The organism is Streptomyces sp. NPDC051738 (genome assembly GCF_044453205.1).
Lineage (GTDB): Bacteria > Actinomycetota > Actinomycetes > Streptomycetales > Streptomycetaceae > Streptomyces.
In genome coordinates, this window is record NZ_JBITCM010000011.1 from 259,633 (window position 1) to 274,253 (window position 14,621).

Genomic DNA, 14,621 nt, shown 5'->3' on the forward strand with positions numbered 1-14,621 from the left:
GACCTGGTCGGCGCGTGCGCACAAGGCCCAGCTTCGCCCTGCCCTTGTCCGGGTGCGGCCGTGCTCCGCAAAGGAGTTGATCCTGTGTCGAGGCGCCGTATCGCAGCAGTCCTGACCTCACTCGCCCTGGGCAGCGCCGCGCTGGTGCTCCAGCCGGCCCAGAGCGCGTCGGCCGCCGGCTTCGTCGTCACCGAGTCGCAGTTCAACCAGATGTTCCCGAACCGGAACCCCTTCTACACGTACAGCGGCCTGACCGAAGCCCTCAGCGCCTACCCCGGCTTCGCCAACACGGGCAGCGACACGGTGAAGAAGCAGGAGGCCGCGGCCTTCCTCGCCAACGTCAACCACGAGACCGGCGGCCTGGTCCACATCGTCGAGCAGAACCAGGCCAACTACCCCCACTACTGCGACCGCAGCCAGCCGTACGGCTGCCCCGCGGGCCAGGACGCCTACTACGGGCGCGGCCCCATCCAGCTCAGCTGGAACTTCAACTACAAGGCCGCGGGCGACGCCCTCGGCATCGACCTGCTGAACAACCCCTGGCGGGTGCAGAACGAGGCGCCCGTCGCCTGGAAGACCGGCCTGTGGTACTGGAACACCCAGTCCGGCCCCGGCACGATGACCCCGCACAACGCCATGGTCAACCAGGCCGGCTTCGGCCAGACCATCCGCTCCATCAACGGCTCCCTCGAGTGCGACGGCAAGAACCCGGCCCAGGTGCAGAGCCGGGTGGACGCCTACAACCGGTTCACCTCGATCCTCGGCGTCTCCCCGGGCGGCAACCTCTACTGCTGACGACCCGCGTGCCCGAGGCGTGTGCGACACTCCGCCGATGACCTACCGGACGATCACCGCGGACGCCGCGGGCACCTGGAAACTTGGCGACCTGTCCGTGAGTCGCGTCGGCTTCGGCGCGATGCGGCTCACGGGTAGCGCCGCCTTCCACCACGGCACGCCGAGCGACCGGGAACGCTCGATCGCCGTACTGCGCAAGGCGGTTGAGCTCGGCGTCACCCACATCGACACGGCCGCCTTCTACTTCTCGGCCCTCCGTTCCGCGAACGAACTGATCAACACCGCGCTGGCGCCGTACCCCGACGACCTGGTCATCGCAGCAAAGGTCGGCCCCTACCGCGACTACCACGGCGAGTGGGGCACCTCGGCCCGCCCCGACCAACTGCGCGGCCACGTCGAGGAGAACCTGCGCCAACTCGGCCGCGACCACCTGGACGTCGTCTACCTGCGCCGCATGCAGCAGGACTCCATCGCCGAGCACTTCGGCGCCCTGGCCGAACTGCGCGAGGCAGGCCTCGTCCGCCACCTCGGCATCTCCTCCGTACAGCCACGGCACCTCGCCGAGGCGCAGGCCATCGCGCCCGTGGTGTCCGTGCAGAACCGGTACGCGCTCGACCGGCCCGACCCCCAGGGCGACGAACTCCTGCGCCTGTGCGGCGAGCAGGGCATCGCCTTCGTGCCGTTCTACGCCGTGGCCGGCGACGCGGGGGAGCAGGGCGCGACCGCCGCCCACGACGACGCGGTGCTCGCCGTGGCACGGGCGCACGGCGCGAGCCCCGCCCAGGTGCGCATCGCCTGGACCCTGCACCAGGGCCCGCACGTCCTCGCCATCCCGGGCACCGGCAACCCCGACCACCTGGCCGAGAACGTGGCCGCGGCCGCCCTCCGCCTCACGGAAGAGGAGCTGGCCCGGCTCAACACGGCGCGCGTACAAGCCGGTTGAGCCGGACCGCCGGACGGCTCAGCCCGCGTATCCGGTCACCGGGTAGTGGTCCGAGAGGTTGGTGTACGTGTAGTCGGTGCCCCAGCTCGTCACCGTCCAGGGCGCGCTCTGCTCCTTGACGACGTCGTTCTTCCAGACCGCGGGCCGGGCGTGACCCGCGCGGTGCAGGACGTAGTCCAGGTCCTCGCGCGGGTCGTCGGGGTAGCGGTCGCGGGCGATGGAGTTGTCCTCGGTGTCGAAGGAGTACGGGTGCCCGGTGCGCGCGTCGGCTCCCACCAGCCCCCCGTCGGCGAGCATCGAGGCGTACTCGGACGTGCGCGAGTCGACGTTCAGGTCACCGGCGACCAGCACCTGCTCGCTCGCCGGGATGTTCTTGCCGTCCAGGAACGCGTCGATCGCCGTGAACTGCCGGCTGCGCATCGAAGCCGCCTCACCGGCGCCGCAGCCCGGGTCGGTCGACTGGGCGTGCGTGCCGACGATGTGCACCTTGGTGCCGTTCACGTTCAACACCACATACGCGAAGCCCTTGTTGGACCACCAGTCCGCCCCGCACGCGTCCTTGTAGACCCACTGCTCCTGGCGGAGGATCGGCCACTTGCTGAGGATGGCGACCCCGCCGTCCTCGGGTGTGGTCGCCGAGTAGGCGCCGCCGGTCGCGTCCCAGCCGCTCTTCGTACGCCCGACCACCGGAGTCCGGTACGGGTACTCGCCCGCCACCGCGGCCGTGAGCGCGTCCGACGAGGAGTTGTCGAACGCCTCCTGCACCACCACGACGTCGTTCCCGCGGAAGAAGGACGCCTTGGCGATCTCCGCGGCCCGGTGGTCCTGGCCCCAGTTCGGGTACAGCGACTTGCTGAAGAGGAACACGTTGTACGACAGCACCCGCAGGGGCGGCGTCTGCTCGGCCGCCGTCGCGGTGGGGGCGGCGCCCGCGAGCCCGGTCGTGGCGAGCGCGAGGGCGAGCGCGGCTGCGCCCGGGGTGCGGCGCGAGGTCAAGAGCGTCACTGGATCTCCCTGAGGGTGGAGGGGGCTGAGTGGCGCCGCACATCAAACCACCGGCGATTACTCCCAGGTAACTCCCGTGCGTGGAAAGAATGTCGGACAGCGGTACGCCCGGCTCACACGACCCACACGCCGTCCCGCATGAGATGCCGGCCGGCCATCTCGTGCTCCCCGTTCCGCGCCTGCACCTCAAGCGGACGCACCCGGAAATAGACGTACGGCTTGCTGTCCGCCCGGGGATCCCAGCCAGTCTTCGCGAGGAACGCCTCGGCGGCGGCCGACGGCACCTCCTCGGTCCCGTACATCCGGACGTCGCCGTCGACGAGTACGACGTCCAGGGTGCCCCCGAGCGCCAGCCGGGTCCGCCCGCCGTCCCGCAGATTGCGGCCGGTCGGCGTGGTCGGCCGCGTCGCGAGCCACAGGGACCCGCCCTCCCAGACGAACCACAGCGGGACCAGGCACGGCAGGCCGTCGCCGTCGGCCGTGGCCACCCAGACGTCCATCTCCGTCTCCAGCCGGGTCAGGAGATCGCGCTTGCGCTGCTCGGGGCCGCGGGGCGGCTCGGTGATCTTCATGGCCGGGACGGTACCGGCGGAGCGGGAGGTGCGGATCGGGCCCGGGGACCGGCTCGGTTCGGGCCCGAGTCCTAGGACCAACCGGTCGGTCGGGGGCCATCACAATGGCGACTGGCGTCCGCCAGGTTTTACGTATAACCTCTCCCGTCAATCGCACCTCCCGGAAGGCCCCGATGAGACGTATCGCCCTGGTCACCCTCGTCGTCGACGACTACGACGAGGCGATCCGCTTCTACACCGAGGCCCTCGGCTTCCGGCTCGTCGAGGACGCCCCCCGCCCGGACGGCTCCCGCTGGGTCGTCGTCCAGCCCGGAGACCAGGGCACCGCCCTGCTGCTGGCCCGCGCCAAGGGTGACGAGCAGGGCGCCCGGGTCGGCGACCAGACCGGAGGGCGCGTCGGGTTCTTCCTGCACACCGACGACTTCGCCCGCGACCACGCCCGCATGCTCGCCGCGGGCGTGACCTTCCTGGAGGAACCCCGGCACGAGTCCTACGGCTCGGTCGCCGTCTTCCAGGACCTGTACGGCAACCGCTGGGACCTGCTCCAGCCCGCCGGCTGACGCTCCTCCCTCCTGCTTGAACCACCCGCTCGAACCGCCCCGCTCAAAGCTCGAACCATCCCGCTCAAAGAAAGACCTCGCCATGGTTGCTACGCGCGTAGAAGCAGACGTGATCCGCCGCCTCCCCAAGGCCGTCCTGCACGACCACCTCGACGGCGGCCTGCGCCCCGCCACCGTGGTCGAGCTCGCGGAGTCGGTCGGCCACACCCTGCCCACCACCGACCCCGACGAGCTGGCCGCCTGGTACTTCGAGGCCGCGAACTCCGGCGACCTGGTCCGCTACATAGCCACCTTCGAGCACACCCTCGCCGTGATGCAGACCCGCGAGGGCCTGCTGCGCACCGCCGAGGAGTACGTCCTCGACCTGGCCGCGGACGGGGTCGTCTACGGCGAGGTGCGCTACGCCCCCGAGCTGAACACAGCCGGCGGTCTGGCCCTCGCCGAGGTCGTCGAGACCGTGCAGGAGGGCCTCGCCGCCGGTATGGCGAAGGCCGCGGCGGCCGGCACTCCGGTGCGTGTCGGCACCCTGCTGTGCGGGATGCGGATGTTCGACCGGGTGCGCGAGGCCGCCGACCTCGCCGTGGCGTTCCGGGACGCTGGCGTGGTGGGCTTCGACATCGCCGGCGCCGAGGACGGCTTCCCGCCCGCCGACCACCTCGACGCCTTCGAGCACCTGCGCCGCGAGAACGTCCCGTTCACCATCCACGCCGGTGAGGCCCACGGGCTGCCCAGCATCCACCAGGCCCTCCAGGTCTGCGGCGCCCAGCGCATCGGCCACGGCGTGCGCATCACCGACGACATCCCCGACCTCGCGGCCGGCAAGCTCGGCCGCCTGGCCGGCTGGGTGCGCGACCGCCGTATCGCCCTGGAGATGTGCCCGACGTCCAACCTCCAGACCGGCGCCGCCACCTCGATCGCCGAGCACCCGATCACCGCGCTGAAGGACCTCGGCTTCCGCGTCACCCTCAACACCGACAACCGCCTGGTGTCCGGGACGACGATGACGCGCGAGATGTCCCTGCTGGTCGAGGAGGCGGGCTGGACGGTCGAGGACCTGCGCACGGTCACGGTGAACGCCGTGAAGAGCGCGTTCATCCCGTTCGACGAGCGCAAGGCCCTCATCGAGGACGTCGTCCTGCCGGGCTACGCGGCCGCGCTCTGAAGCAGCCCGCGGGCCCAGGGCCTGATACGCCGGACAGGCCCTAGGTGCCGGCGAGCAGACCGCGTACGTAGGCGGCCTGTCCGACATGCTGCAGGTCGTCGGACAGGACGCTGACCAGGCGTACACCCAGACTGACCGGCGGATCCCAGCGGTCGTCCACGATGCGCTCCAGATCCTTGGCGGCCACCTCGCGCAGGGCCCCGAGGGTCTGGGTGTGCACGGCGTCGTAGTAGCCGGTCAGGAGGTCACCGGAGTCGACGCGCACCTTGGCCACCTTCGCGGCGGTGTGGCCGTAGCCGGTGTCATGGCGTGGCAGGTCGAGCCCGAAGGTCTTCTGGAAGTCCTGGGTCAGCCACACCTGGTCGAGGTCGAAGGCGTCGGCGATGTGGTCGTCCTGGACCCGGGTGAGATGCCAGACGAGCCAGGCGATGGAGTTGGCGTCGGGGGAGGGGCGGGCGGTGAGCTCGTCGGGGTCGAGGCCCTCGACGGCGGCGTGGACTTCTTCCTGGATGCGGTTGTATCCGTCGATGAGGATGTCCTTGGCATGCATGGCTCCACCATCGCGCACCCGTCCGTCAGGCGCCTTCCGTTTCCAGCAGCGCCATCAGCGCCCGGGCCGCCGGGCTCGTGGCCTGCTCGGGCGGCAGCAGGGCGACGGTCTCGTAGACGGTCTCGCCGGTGCCCTTCACCGGCAGTGCGGTCAGTGACGGCCGCTTGTGCCGGAAGTGGCGCGGTACGACGGCGACGCCGAGGTTCTCGTCCACCAGGTCCAGCAGGCTGTGCACGTCGTTGACCTCCAGGGCGACACTCCGTCGCACGCCCGCCGCGGCGAACACGGCGTCGGTGGTGCGGCGCGGCCCCCAGTCCGGGTGGAAGTCGACGAAGACCTCCCCGCCCAGCTCCTCCGGAGTGACCGCGGCGCCGGCGGCCGCGAGGCGGTGGCTCGGATGGCACAGGAGGGTCATCGGCTCGCTGGTCAGCGGTACGGCCCGCAGTTGGTCGGTGTCCTCCTCGACCGTCCGTACGGCGAAGGCCAGGTCGAGGCGCCCGGCGGCGACCTCCTCCGCGAGCGCGCCCGCACCCGCCTGCCGCAGGCAGATCTCGACATCCGGATGCTGCCCCCGGAAGGCCGCGAGCAGCCCCGCCACGTGCACCCCGGCGATGCACTGCTCGGACCCGAGCGCCAGCATCCCGCGCAGCACGCCCTGCACCGCGGCCACCGCCTCATGGGCGGCCCGCACCTGCGCCAGGATCCGCTCCGCCTCGCACAGCAGGGCACGGCCGGCCGGGGTGAGCGTCACCCGACGGGTGGTGCGCACGAACAGCGGGGTCTGCAACTCCCGTTCCAGTGCCCGGATCGAGGCCGACAGGCCCGACTGGGACACCATCAGGCGCTCGGCCGCCCGGGTGAAGTGCTGGTCCTCGGCGACCGCCACGAAGTGCTGGAGATGGCGCAGTTCCATGATTGAGCAGCGTAGCCGCTGAATCCCATCTGATTTACCTGTTGGACCACTGCCCGCAGGTCACGCCAGAGTGGATGCACTGGAAGACCGGTTCCTCGGAGCCGTCCCTCGTGTGCCAACCCCTCTGGAGTCGCGTTGTACACCGCACACCCCGACCGCTACGCGGAGATGCCCTACCGGCGCACCGGACGCAGCGGCCTCAAGCTCCCGGCGCTGTCCCTCGGCCTGTGGCACAACTTCGGCCCGGCGGACCGTTCGGTCGAGCACCAGCGGGCCATCCTGCGCCGCGCCTTCGACCTCGGCGTCACCCACTTCGACCTGGCCAACAACTACGGTCCGCCGCCCGGTGCCGCCGAGTCGGCCTTCGGCGAGGCGCTGCAGTCGGACTTCGCGCCCTACCGGGACGAGCTGATCATCTCCACCAAGGCCGGCTATCTGATGTGGCCCGGCCCGTACGGCGAGTGGGGCTCGCGCAAGTACCTGCTGTCCTCGCTCGACCAGAGCCTGAAGCGGATGGGCCTGGACTACGTCGACATCTTCTACTCGCACCGCCCCGACCCGGACACTCCGCTGGAGGAGACGATGGGCGCCCTGCACTCGGCGGTGCAGCAGGGCAAGGCGCTGTACGTCGGCGTCTCCAACTACTCGGCGGAGCAGACCCGCGAGGCCGCCCGCATCCTCGGTGAACTGGGCACCCCGCTGCTCATCCACCAGCCTGCCTACTCGATGCTGAACCGCCGCCCCGAGGAGGAGGGCCTCCTCGACGCCCTGGACGAACTGCAGGTCGGCTCGATCGTCTTCTCCCCGCTGGCGCAGGGCCAGCTGACCTCCCGCTACCTCGACGGCATCCCGAAGGACTCGCGGGCCGCGGGCGGCAGCCCGTTCCTGAACGCCGACGCGATCACCGAGGACCTGCTGGGCAAGCTGCGCGCCCTCGACGACATCGCCAAGTCCCGCGGCCAGTCGCTGGCCCAGCTGGCCCTGGCCTGGGTCCTGCGCGGCGGCCGGGTGACCTCGGCGCTGGTCGGCGCGAGCAGCGCGCAGCAGATCGAGGACAGTGTCGCGGCGACCGGCAACCTGGACTTCGACGCCGAGGAACTGGACCGGATCGAGGCGGTGCTCAAGGGCTGAGCCGTTCGGTCCGTTAGGTCCTCTTGCTCAAGGACTGAGTCGTTCCGTCAGACGGATGGTGACGGACTCGCCCTCCTGCTTCCCGATGGCCTTGCGTACGTCGGCCTTGACGGGGAGCTTGTGGGTGCCGTCCCCGAGAGCCATGAACGAACTCTGGAACGGATGTCCGTCCACGTACCCGCGGATCTTGACCAGTCCGCGGGTACCGAAGAAGTCGACGGACCTCGGCCAGACGACATAGGTCCATCCGCCCTTGCTCGGGCTCTTGCGCAGGACCGCGGTGAATTCCGCGTCCAGTAGTTGTCCGCTGGTGGTCATGGTGTGCTCCGTTCGCGGGGGCGCGGCGGTCTGACGGCTTTCACCGGTCAAGACCGCTGTACGGCACGGAACTCATCGCCCGCGCCCCGGCGGGCACCCGGCCCAGGAAACCCAGGACGGCCATGATCCGCCCGTCACCGCTGGTCGGAGCCGGGTTCCGATCGCGGCGCGCCGGTACGGCGACGACGCCCGCACTGTTCGGGAAGCTCGATCGGCCCAGGGGGAGCACCACTCCGGAACCAGGTTTGACGTGTACCCGCCGTATTTCGGCCAACACCGAGTGTGAATATGCCAGGAGACTGGCCGGAAAGTCGTGGTGACAGTGTTTCAGTAGTGAACATACTCACTACGAGGGTGCCTCACATGGGGCGACGGCCCCCTCACACACCGCTCACGAGCCGCATGGAAAGCGAGGCCCGCCGACGGGCGAACACGCACCACGGGGGAGGCTACGTGCACGACGAGTTCCTTTGCCATGTCACCGCATACGGAGTCTGCGGAGGCCGGCGCATCGGCGTACCGCTGGGAACGTACCGGGCACCCACCCTGGCCCTGGCCCTGTGGTGGTTACGCGACCGGGCATCCTGGATCGCCGAGCGATTAGACCCGCAGCCCGACGCCGAGCACTTCCCGCCCAACGCGCTCGTCCCGGTCGCCGACACCGTGCTCGACGTACCGACCGTGCTGCGCGTCTGGTGCGGTGACGTAGGCGGGCAGGAATTGGTCGCCGACGAGTTGGCCGCCGGGCGGCTGGTGCGGATCGCCGTGAGCGACGACACCACCGAGTACGAACTGCTCGCCGAGTCGGTGGACGCCCTGCGGATGCAGCGGACCCTCCCTACGCTGGTCATGCCCGTCGCCTGAGCCCCGTCGCGGGCGCGTCCCCGCCCGGAGGACGAGCGGCACGCAGAGGGCCGGATCGATAGAATCCTGGCATGGCGGAGCGGCCGGTCGCACCGACGGCGCCCGTACCGGTCCTGGAGACCGAGTCGGGCTCGACCGCGATGACCCCGGGCCGCGAAACCCACGTCGGACGCGACCCGCTCAGCGACATCGTCATCGACGACTCCCTCGTCTCCTGGCCGCCCCGGCCGCACGAACCCGTCGTGATGCGGAAGTAGGCACGCGCCCATGACTTCCCCCGCCTTCCGGCCCACCCACGTCGTTCCCCGCAACGGCATGCCCGCCTGGGAGGCCCCGGACCCCGCCCAGCCCACCGTGCCCCTCGACGCGTTCCTCCCGATCCGGCTCGTCGAACGGCGCGGCGACTGGGGGCACATCCTGTGCGCCAACGGCTGGTCGGCCTGGGTCGACGGCCGCTTCCTGGTCGCCGTACCCCAGGACCCGCCCACCGCCGACGACAGCCCGCTCACCAGCGCCGCCGATCCGCGCCCGCTGCTCGGCCGGGCCGAGCAGGCCCTGGCCGACTACCGGTCCGCGGTCGAGGAACTGGCGGCCGGCGCACTGGACGGCGAGACCTTCCGCACCCGCACCTCGGAGCTGCGGATCGGCGTGGTCGTCGACGGGGAGTCCATGTGGCTGTACGACGCCGAGCACGCGCGGTGGGAGTACGCGGACGGCACACGGCTGAGCACCTACGCCGCCGACGACAAACCCCGCGCCACCGGGAACACCGGCCGCGGCCCTACCCAGGTCGTGACCCCCGATGGCCCGTGACACGAGCCTCTTCTCCGGCCGACCCTCCGAGCTGATCGGCCGGGATGTGGCGGGCTACCGCATCGAGCAGGAGATCGGCCGTGGCGGCATGGCCGTGGTGTACCGCGCGCGAGACCTGCGCCTGGACCGCACCGTCGCGCTGAAGCTCCTCGCCCCCGAGCTCGCCCGCAACGACACCTTCCGCCGCCGCTTCACCCACGAGTCCCGCACGGCCGCCGCCATCGACCACCCGCACATCGTGCCGGTCTACGAGGCGGACGAGACGGACGGCATCCTGTACATCGCCATGCGCTACGTCTCCGGCAGCGACCTGCGCCATCTCCTCGACCGCCAGGGCCCGTTGCCGATCCCGACGGCGCTGCGCATCGCCGCCCAGGTCGCCTCCGCTCTCGACGCGGCGCACGAGAACGGGCTGGTCCACCGGGACGTGAAACCGGGCAACATCCTCGTCGCGCGCGGCACCGACAGCGACCACCCCGAGCACGTCTACCTCACCGACTTCGGCCTGACGAAGAAGTCGCTGTCCCTGACCGGCTTCACGACCGTCGGCCAGTTCGTCGGCACGCTCGACTACGTGGCCCCCGAGCAGATCTCGGGCAAGCCGGTCGACGCACGCTGCGACGTCTACGGGTTCGCCTGCGTGGTCTACGAGTGCCTGGCGGGCCACCCGCCCTTCCAGCGGGACGAGGACATGGCCCTGCTGTGGGCCCACCAGTACGACGAGCCGCCACCCCTGACCGAGGCGCGCCCCGACCTCGCTCCGTCCGTCGACGCCGTGGTCGCCATGGCGCTGGCCAAGAGCCCCGACGACCGCCACGACTCCTGCCTCGCTTTCGTCGCGGACCTGCGCTCCGCCGTGGCCGGCGGTACGGCGACCGGACGGGCGTCGACGGAGAGGGACCTCGGGGCCACAGGGACCCCGAAGGCGTCCGCCGAGGCCGCCCCGCCGAAACCGCCGCCGCGCTGGGCCGAGCCGGTGTTCCGGCGGTGAGGGCCGGCTAGCTCATCGGTTCGTGCGTGGACCGGTCTCGCCGTGGTGTCGCACCTATTGAGTCAGTGGGCGGCCGGGGATCCGCGGAAACCGTCGCCGTACGGGGTCGAGCGGGTTTGGCGGTGGTGAAGGCCGGCCTGCTCATCGGTCTGCGCGCGCCTCGACCTCGCCCCTCTCCGCACCTTGTTGCGTCAGTGGGCGGCCAGAGCCGCTCGGAAGCCGCCGCCGTGTTGGGCCGAGCCGGTTTGTTGGGCGGTGAGGCTGGCCTGCTGTTAGGTCTGCGCGCGCCGCGGCCTCGCCTGTTGCGTCAGTAGGCGGCCAGAGCCGCGCGGAAGCCGCCGCCGTGTTGGGCTCGAGCCGGTTTGTTGGGCGGTGAGGCTGGCCTGCTGATAGGTCTGCGCGCGCCGCGACATCGCCCCCGGCCGCGCCTGTTGCGTCAGTAGGCCGCCGGGCCCCCGGCGAAACCGCTGCGGCGCTGGGCCCAGCCGGTGTTCCGGCGGTTGGCCGGCGCGGGCCCGCTCATCCCTCCGCGCGTGCCCCGGCCTCGCCCCGGTGCCGCACCCGTCGTGCCAGCAGGCCGCCGAGGAACCCGGCGACGAGCCCCCACGCCAGCGCCAGGCCGACGGCGGTCCACACCTCGGGGCGTAGGAACAGCTCGCCGCCCAGATCCCCGCCCAGGTCGCCGATGCCCAGGACCGACAGGCCGTAGTGTGCCGAGACGCGGCAGACGAGACAGATCATCAGCACTGTGAGCGCGAGCGCGGTCGCCAGGTGCACGGCGTGTTCCCAGGCGCGCATCCGGGGCGGCGACCGCCGCGCCATCACGAACGCGGCGGCCAGCAGCACAAGCGAGTCGACGACGAGCAGCCACCACACCCTGCCGTCGTGCTCGGCGAGCGTGCCCAGATTCAGCTCGGCGACGTCCTCGCCCCGCAACACCTCGTCGAGCACCTGCGGCATCGGCAGCCCGAACGGCCCGTCCACCCGGCCGTTCCAGGTCGCACCGAGCCCGATCGTCAGGGCGAGCCACACCAGGTTCGGCATGCCGAGCAGAATCACCGCGAAGGTATCGGCCGGGTGCCCTCTGGTCGCCGCGACGACCAGACCGATGACGACACCCAGCCCGGCCCACGCCAACAGCAGCACCACCATGGCGGACGCGGCCGGCCGTACCGACTCCTGGAAGCGCAACAGCCGGCCCGGCAGCGGAGCCCCGCGCGCCACCAGCAGGGCCAGCACCAGCACGCCCACCAGCCACAGCAGACCGAAGAACAGCGTGGCGGGGACGTCCGTGGTGAAGCCGACCTCGGGGGAGATGCCGAACAGGTCGCCGAGGCCGCCGAGCGCGTCCTCCCCGAGGTCGCCGAGGGAGAGGGAGAAGGTCTGGCGGGCGGCGAAGGACAGCCCCAGGAGCGCGGCCAGCCACAGTACGGCGATCCTGGCGGCCCACCCGGCCAGCTCCAGGGTGCCGGCGACCGTCCGGTGTCGCAGCGGCTGCAGGAAACCGGCGGCCAGGACCAGGGCGCCGGTGAGGGTCACCGACAGCGGGATCACGGTCAGCCCGGCGTTGGACTCGGCCAGCCCTCCGGCGCTGCCCGAGAGCTCGACCGTGCCGCCGACCGCCGTGACCACGGTGGCCACCACGACCCGCGGGAAGGCGCCCTCCGGGAGGTCGGCGGCCCCGGCCGCCCACAGGCCCAGCGCGGCGACCACCCCCATCGCCACCAGCCCGGCGAGCACCACGCCGATGGCCTGCACCCAGCCGTGAGGGGCCACAGCCGGACGAGAAGGGGGCAGCACGCTCACCCTGCCCACGCTAAGGAGCACACCTGGGGCGCGCCTGTCGGGCGGTGGGTCCGTGCCGCGTCGGCTTGCGAGCGGTGCGGGATGAGCGCACAGAATAGAAGTAGTACAGAAACCCGCCAAAGGGACGAAAGTCGCGAAGAAGTACTCACTGTCGTAGGGATCCGGCGCACCGACTGTCGACTGTCGCAGGAACCCAGCGTCGGGAAGAAGGCGTCGTGAGCGTCGAACCTCCGTCGTCCGGCCGCCCCGTAGGACCGCCCTCGGGCCCCCTCTCGGGCCCCTCCGAGCCGCCCTCGGGCCCGCCCTCGCAGCCCCCGCCCGACACCGGCGGGGGAGCTCCCGGCCCCGAACCCCACCACCCCTGGTGGAGGTCCGTCCCGCGCATCGCGGCGCTCACGGCGGTCGTGGTGGCCGCGGTGATCGTCGCCGTCGTCATGTCGCGCGGCGGTGGTGGCGGCGGCACCGCCGCGAGCGGCGAGGTCTTCCTCCAGGCCGCGGCCAAGACGGGCCCCGACCCGTTCACCGAGTCCACGGCGACGGACAGCGCCGCCCCGCCGGTCAGCCCGTCCCCGGCAACCGACTCGGCGCCGTCGAACGCCGTGCGCGGTGTGGACGGCAGCGCACCCGGCCTGTACGCCGGCAGCCGCAACGTCGGCGCCTGCGACGTGGAGAAGCAGATCTCGTACTTCCGGCAAGCCCCGGAAAAGAACCGGGCGTTCGCGTCCGTCGTCGGCGTCGACACGGCCGACGTCCCCTCCTACCTCCGCTCGCTCACCCCCGTGCAGATGCGCATGGACACCCGCGTCACCAACCACGGCTACCGCGACGGTGCCGTCAGCGGCTACCAGGCCGTTCTCCAGTCCGGCACGGCGGTCCTGGTCGACGACCGCGGGCTACCCCGGGCACGCTGCGCCTGCGGCAACCCGCTGACCTCGCCGGTCGCCCAGCAGGGCACGCCCAAGCGGACGGGTGACTCCTGGTCGTCGTACCGCTCCTCCAACGTCGTGGTGGTCTCGCCCTCGACGACCATCGTCAATAACTTCGTCATCTTTGACTACGACCGCAAGGAGTGGATCGCCCGCCCGCGCGGCGACGAGGGCGACAGGGACAAGAAGACCCAGCCGCCGGCGCGGCCCTCGCCCTCGGTGAGCGTGTCGACGCCGACGTCGCCCACCTCCCCAACAACCTCGCCGTCGCCGAGTCCCGAGACGACGACGAAGGAGCCGACGACGAAGAAGCCGACGACGACGGAGCCGACAACGACGGAACCGACAACGACGGAGCCGACGACCACGGAGCCGACGACCACGGAGCCGACGACCACGGAGCCCACGACCACGGAGCCCACGACCACGGAACCGACAACGACAGAGCCGGGGTCGCCCGAGACGGCGACCTCCGAGCCGTCGCCGGATGCCGCCACGACCACGACATCGGAGCCGACATCACAAACGGAGCCACAATCGGCTTCGCAGCCGCCGCCCGTCACGAGTGAGCCGCCGCCGGACGAGGGCGAGCCGCCGCCGGACGAGGGTGAGCCGCCGCCGGACGAGGGTGAGCCGCAGTAGCCGTCGCTGTGACGTACGGCGCCACCTGCGTAGTGACTGCGAGGCCCCGCTCTGGGTACGAGGACTGGTGCAGTAGTGTCCGGCCAGTTCCGGCTTTCCGAGAGAGATACGCATGATCGAGCACGTGGACGGGGCAGTGATTCCGACTGGTTTCGACGTGCCCGTGGAACCGCTTCGGCGGGCGGCGCACTTCAGCGGTGAACCGGGATGCATCGCCGAGGCGCGGTCCTTCGCCGCACTGTTCCTCGGCCGGCTCAGGACCGAGTGGTGCGCCATGATCGCCGAATCCGCCGAGGACAAGGTGCTCCTTGTCGTCAGCGAGCTGGTCACCAACGCCGACCGGCACAGCAACGGCCCGTACATCCTGGACCTGGAGGGCACGGACGACGCGGTGACGGTCTGCGTGTACGACAGCAGCTCCGCCCTGCCGCGCCGGTTCCCCAAGGACCCGGAGCGGATCGGCCGGCACGGTCTGGAGATAGTGCACGCGCTGGCGGCTGAGATCGCCGTCGAACGGGTGCCGGTCGGCAAGCGGGTGCGTGCGGTGCTGCGGCTGAGCGACGAGTGACGCGCTGGCCGGACTCCAGCGGCCGGCCGCGATTTCCCCCAGGGCAGAATGCTGATCCCCTT

General features: G+C 71.3%; 18 protein-coding genes. 11 read left to right on the forward strand and 7 right to left on the reverse strand.

Going from position 1 to position 14,621, the window contains the following annotated elements:
- The first annotated feature begins 84 nt into the window (after positions 1-84).
- Positions 85-795, forward strand: coding sequence for a chitinase (locus ACIA8X_RS26225; protein WP_399459223.1), 711 nt, complete (start codon positions 85-87; stop codon positions 793-795).
- 37 nt (positions 796-832) lie between these two features.
- A complete protein-coding gene (locus ACIA8X_RS26230; RefSeq protein WP_399459224.1) occupies positions 833-1,738 on the forward strand; it encodes an aldo/keto reductase in 906 nt (301 codons plus the stop codon).
- A gap of 18 nt (positions 1,739-1,756) precedes the next feature.
- Here ACIA8X_RS26230 and sph read toward each other — a convergent pair whose 3' ends face one another.
- On the reverse strand, positions 1,757-2,743 hold the full coding sequence (gene sph, locus ACIA8X_RS26235) for a sphingomyelin phosphodiesterase (protein WP_399459225.1): 987 nt from the start codon (positions 2,741-2,743) through the stop codon (positions 1,757-1,759).
- 113 nt (positions 2,744-2,856) lie between these two features.
- The gene (locus ACIA8X_RS26240; RefSeq protein WP_399459226.1) at positions 2,857-3,315 is read right to left on the reverse strand and encodes a pyridoxamine 5'-phosphate oxidase family protein; all 459 of its coding nucleotides are present in this window, start codon (positions 3,313-3,315) and stop codon (positions 2,857-2,859) included.
- Positions 3,316-3,488: 173 nt separating this feature from the next.
- Here ACIA8X_RS26240 and ACIA8X_RS26245 point away from each other — a divergent pair, with 173 nt between their 5' ends.
- Positions 3,489-3,875 (forward strand): VOC family protein, encoded by a 387-nt coding sequence (locus tag ACIA8X_RS26245; RefSeq protein ID WP_393443413.1) that lies wholly within the window; start codon positions 3,489-3,491, stop codon positions 3,873-3,875.
- A gap of 82 nt (positions 3,876-3,957) precedes the next feature.
- Entirely contained in the window at positions 3,958-5,037 is a 1,080-nt protein-coding gene (locus tag ACIA8X_RS26250) for an adenosine deaminase (RefSeq protein ID WP_393443411.1), read from the forward strand.
- Positions 5,038-5,077: 40 nt separating this feature from the next.
- On the opposite strand, the gene ACIA8X_RS26255 is transcribed toward ACIA8X_RS26250, so the two are convergent.
- Complete coding sequence (locus ACIA8X_RS26255; protein WP_393443409.1) at positions 5,078-5,587, reverse strand: DUF664 domain-containing protein; 510 nt, start codon at positions 5,585-5,587, stop codon at positions 5,078-5,080.
- 25 nt (positions 5,588-5,612) lie between these two features.
- Entirely contained in the window at positions 5,613-6,500 is an 888-nt protein-coding gene (locus tag ACIA8X_RS26260) for a LysR substrate-binding domain-containing protein (RefSeq protein ID WP_393443407.1), read from the reverse strand.
- Positions 6,501-6,635: 135 nt separating this feature from the next.
- On the opposite strand from ACIA8X_RS26260, the gene mgrA reads away from it, so the two are divergent.
- Positions 6,636-7,631: an L-glyceraldehyde 3-phosphate reductase gene (mgrA, locus tag ACIA8X_RS26265; RefSeq protein ID WP_393443405.1), complete on the forward strand. Its 996-nt coding sequence runs from the start codon at positions 6,636-6,638 to the stop codon at positions 7,629-7,631.
- A 27-nt stretch (positions 7,632-7,658) separates the two neighbouring features.
- Here the strand turns inward: mgrA and ACIA8X_RS26270 are convergent, their stop codons facing one another.
- Both ACIA8X_RS26270 and ACIA8X_RS26275 read right to left on the reverse strand, forming a co-directional pair.
- Positions 7,659-7,949: a DUF1905 domain-containing protein gene (locus ACIA8X_RS26270; RefSeq protein WP_393443403.1), complete on the reverse strand. Its 291-nt coding sequence runs from the start codon at positions 7,947-7,949 to the stop codon at positions 7,659-7,661.
- 40 nt (positions 7,950-7,989) lie between these two features.
- Positions 7,990-8,181 carry a hypothetical protein gene (locus tag ACIA8X_RS26275; RefSeq protein ID WP_393443401.1) on the reverse strand — a complete coding sequence of 64 codons (192 nt, stop codon included), beginning with the start codon at positions 8,179-8,181 and terminating at the stop codon, positions 7,990-7,992.
- Between the two features lie 221 nt (positions 8,182-8,402).
- Between ACIA8X_RS26275 and ACIA8X_RS26280 the strand changes: the two genes are divergently transcribed.
- From ACIA8X_RS26280 to ACIA8X_RS26295, 4 genes are all read left to right on the forward strand, one after another.
- Positions 8,403-8,813: a hypothetical protein gene (locus ACIA8X_RS26280; protein ID WP_393443399.1), complete on the forward strand. Its 411-nt coding sequence runs from the start codon at positions 8,403-8,405 to the stop codon at positions 8,811-8,813.
- 71 nt (positions 8,814-8,884) lie between these two features.
- A complete protein-coding gene (locus tag ACIA8X_RS26285; protein ID WP_393444392.1) occupies positions 8,885-9,070 on the forward strand; it encodes a hypothetical protein in 186 nt (61 codons plus the stop codon).
- A gap of 10 nt (positions 9,071-9,080) precedes the next feature.
- Complete coding sequence (locus ACIA8X_RS26290) at positions 9,081-9,626, forward strand: hypothetical protein (protein WP_393443397.1); 546 nt, start codon at positions 9,081-9,083, stop codon at positions 9,624-9,626.
- Complete coding sequence (locus ACIA8X_RS26295) at positions 9,616-10,617, forward strand: serine/threonine-protein kinase (protein WP_393443395.1); 1,002 nt, start codon at positions 9,616-9,618, stop codon at positions 10,615-10,617. Before ACIA8X_RS26290 ends, ACIA8X_RS26295 begins: the two co-directional genes overlap by 11 nt.
- 519 nt (positions 10,618-11,136) lie before the next feature.
- Here ACIA8X_RS26295 and ACIA8X_RS26300 read toward each other — a convergent pair.
- A complete protein-coding gene (locus ACIA8X_RS26300; protein WP_399459227.1) occupies positions 11,137-12,423 on the reverse strand; it encodes a streptophobe family protein in 1,287 nt (428 codons plus the stop codon).
- A gap of 215 nt (positions 12,424-12,638) precedes the next feature.
- Here ACIA8X_RS26300 and ACIA8X_RS26305 point away from each other — a divergent pair, with 215 nt between their 5' ends.
- A complete protein-coding gene (locus tag ACIA8X_RS26305; protein WP_393443391.1) occupies positions 12,639-13,991 on the forward strand; it encodes a DUF6777 domain-containing protein in 1,353 nt (450 codons plus the stop codon).
- A 112-nt stretch (positions 13,992-14,103) separates the two neighbouring features.
- Positions 14,104-14,559 carry an ATP-binding protein gene (locus ACIA8X_RS26310; protein WP_393443389.1) on the forward strand — a complete coding sequence of 152 codons (456 nt, stop codon included), beginning with the start codon at positions 14,104-14,106 and terminating at the stop codon, positions 14,557-14,559.
- Positions 14,560-14,621 lie beyond the last annotated feature (62 nt).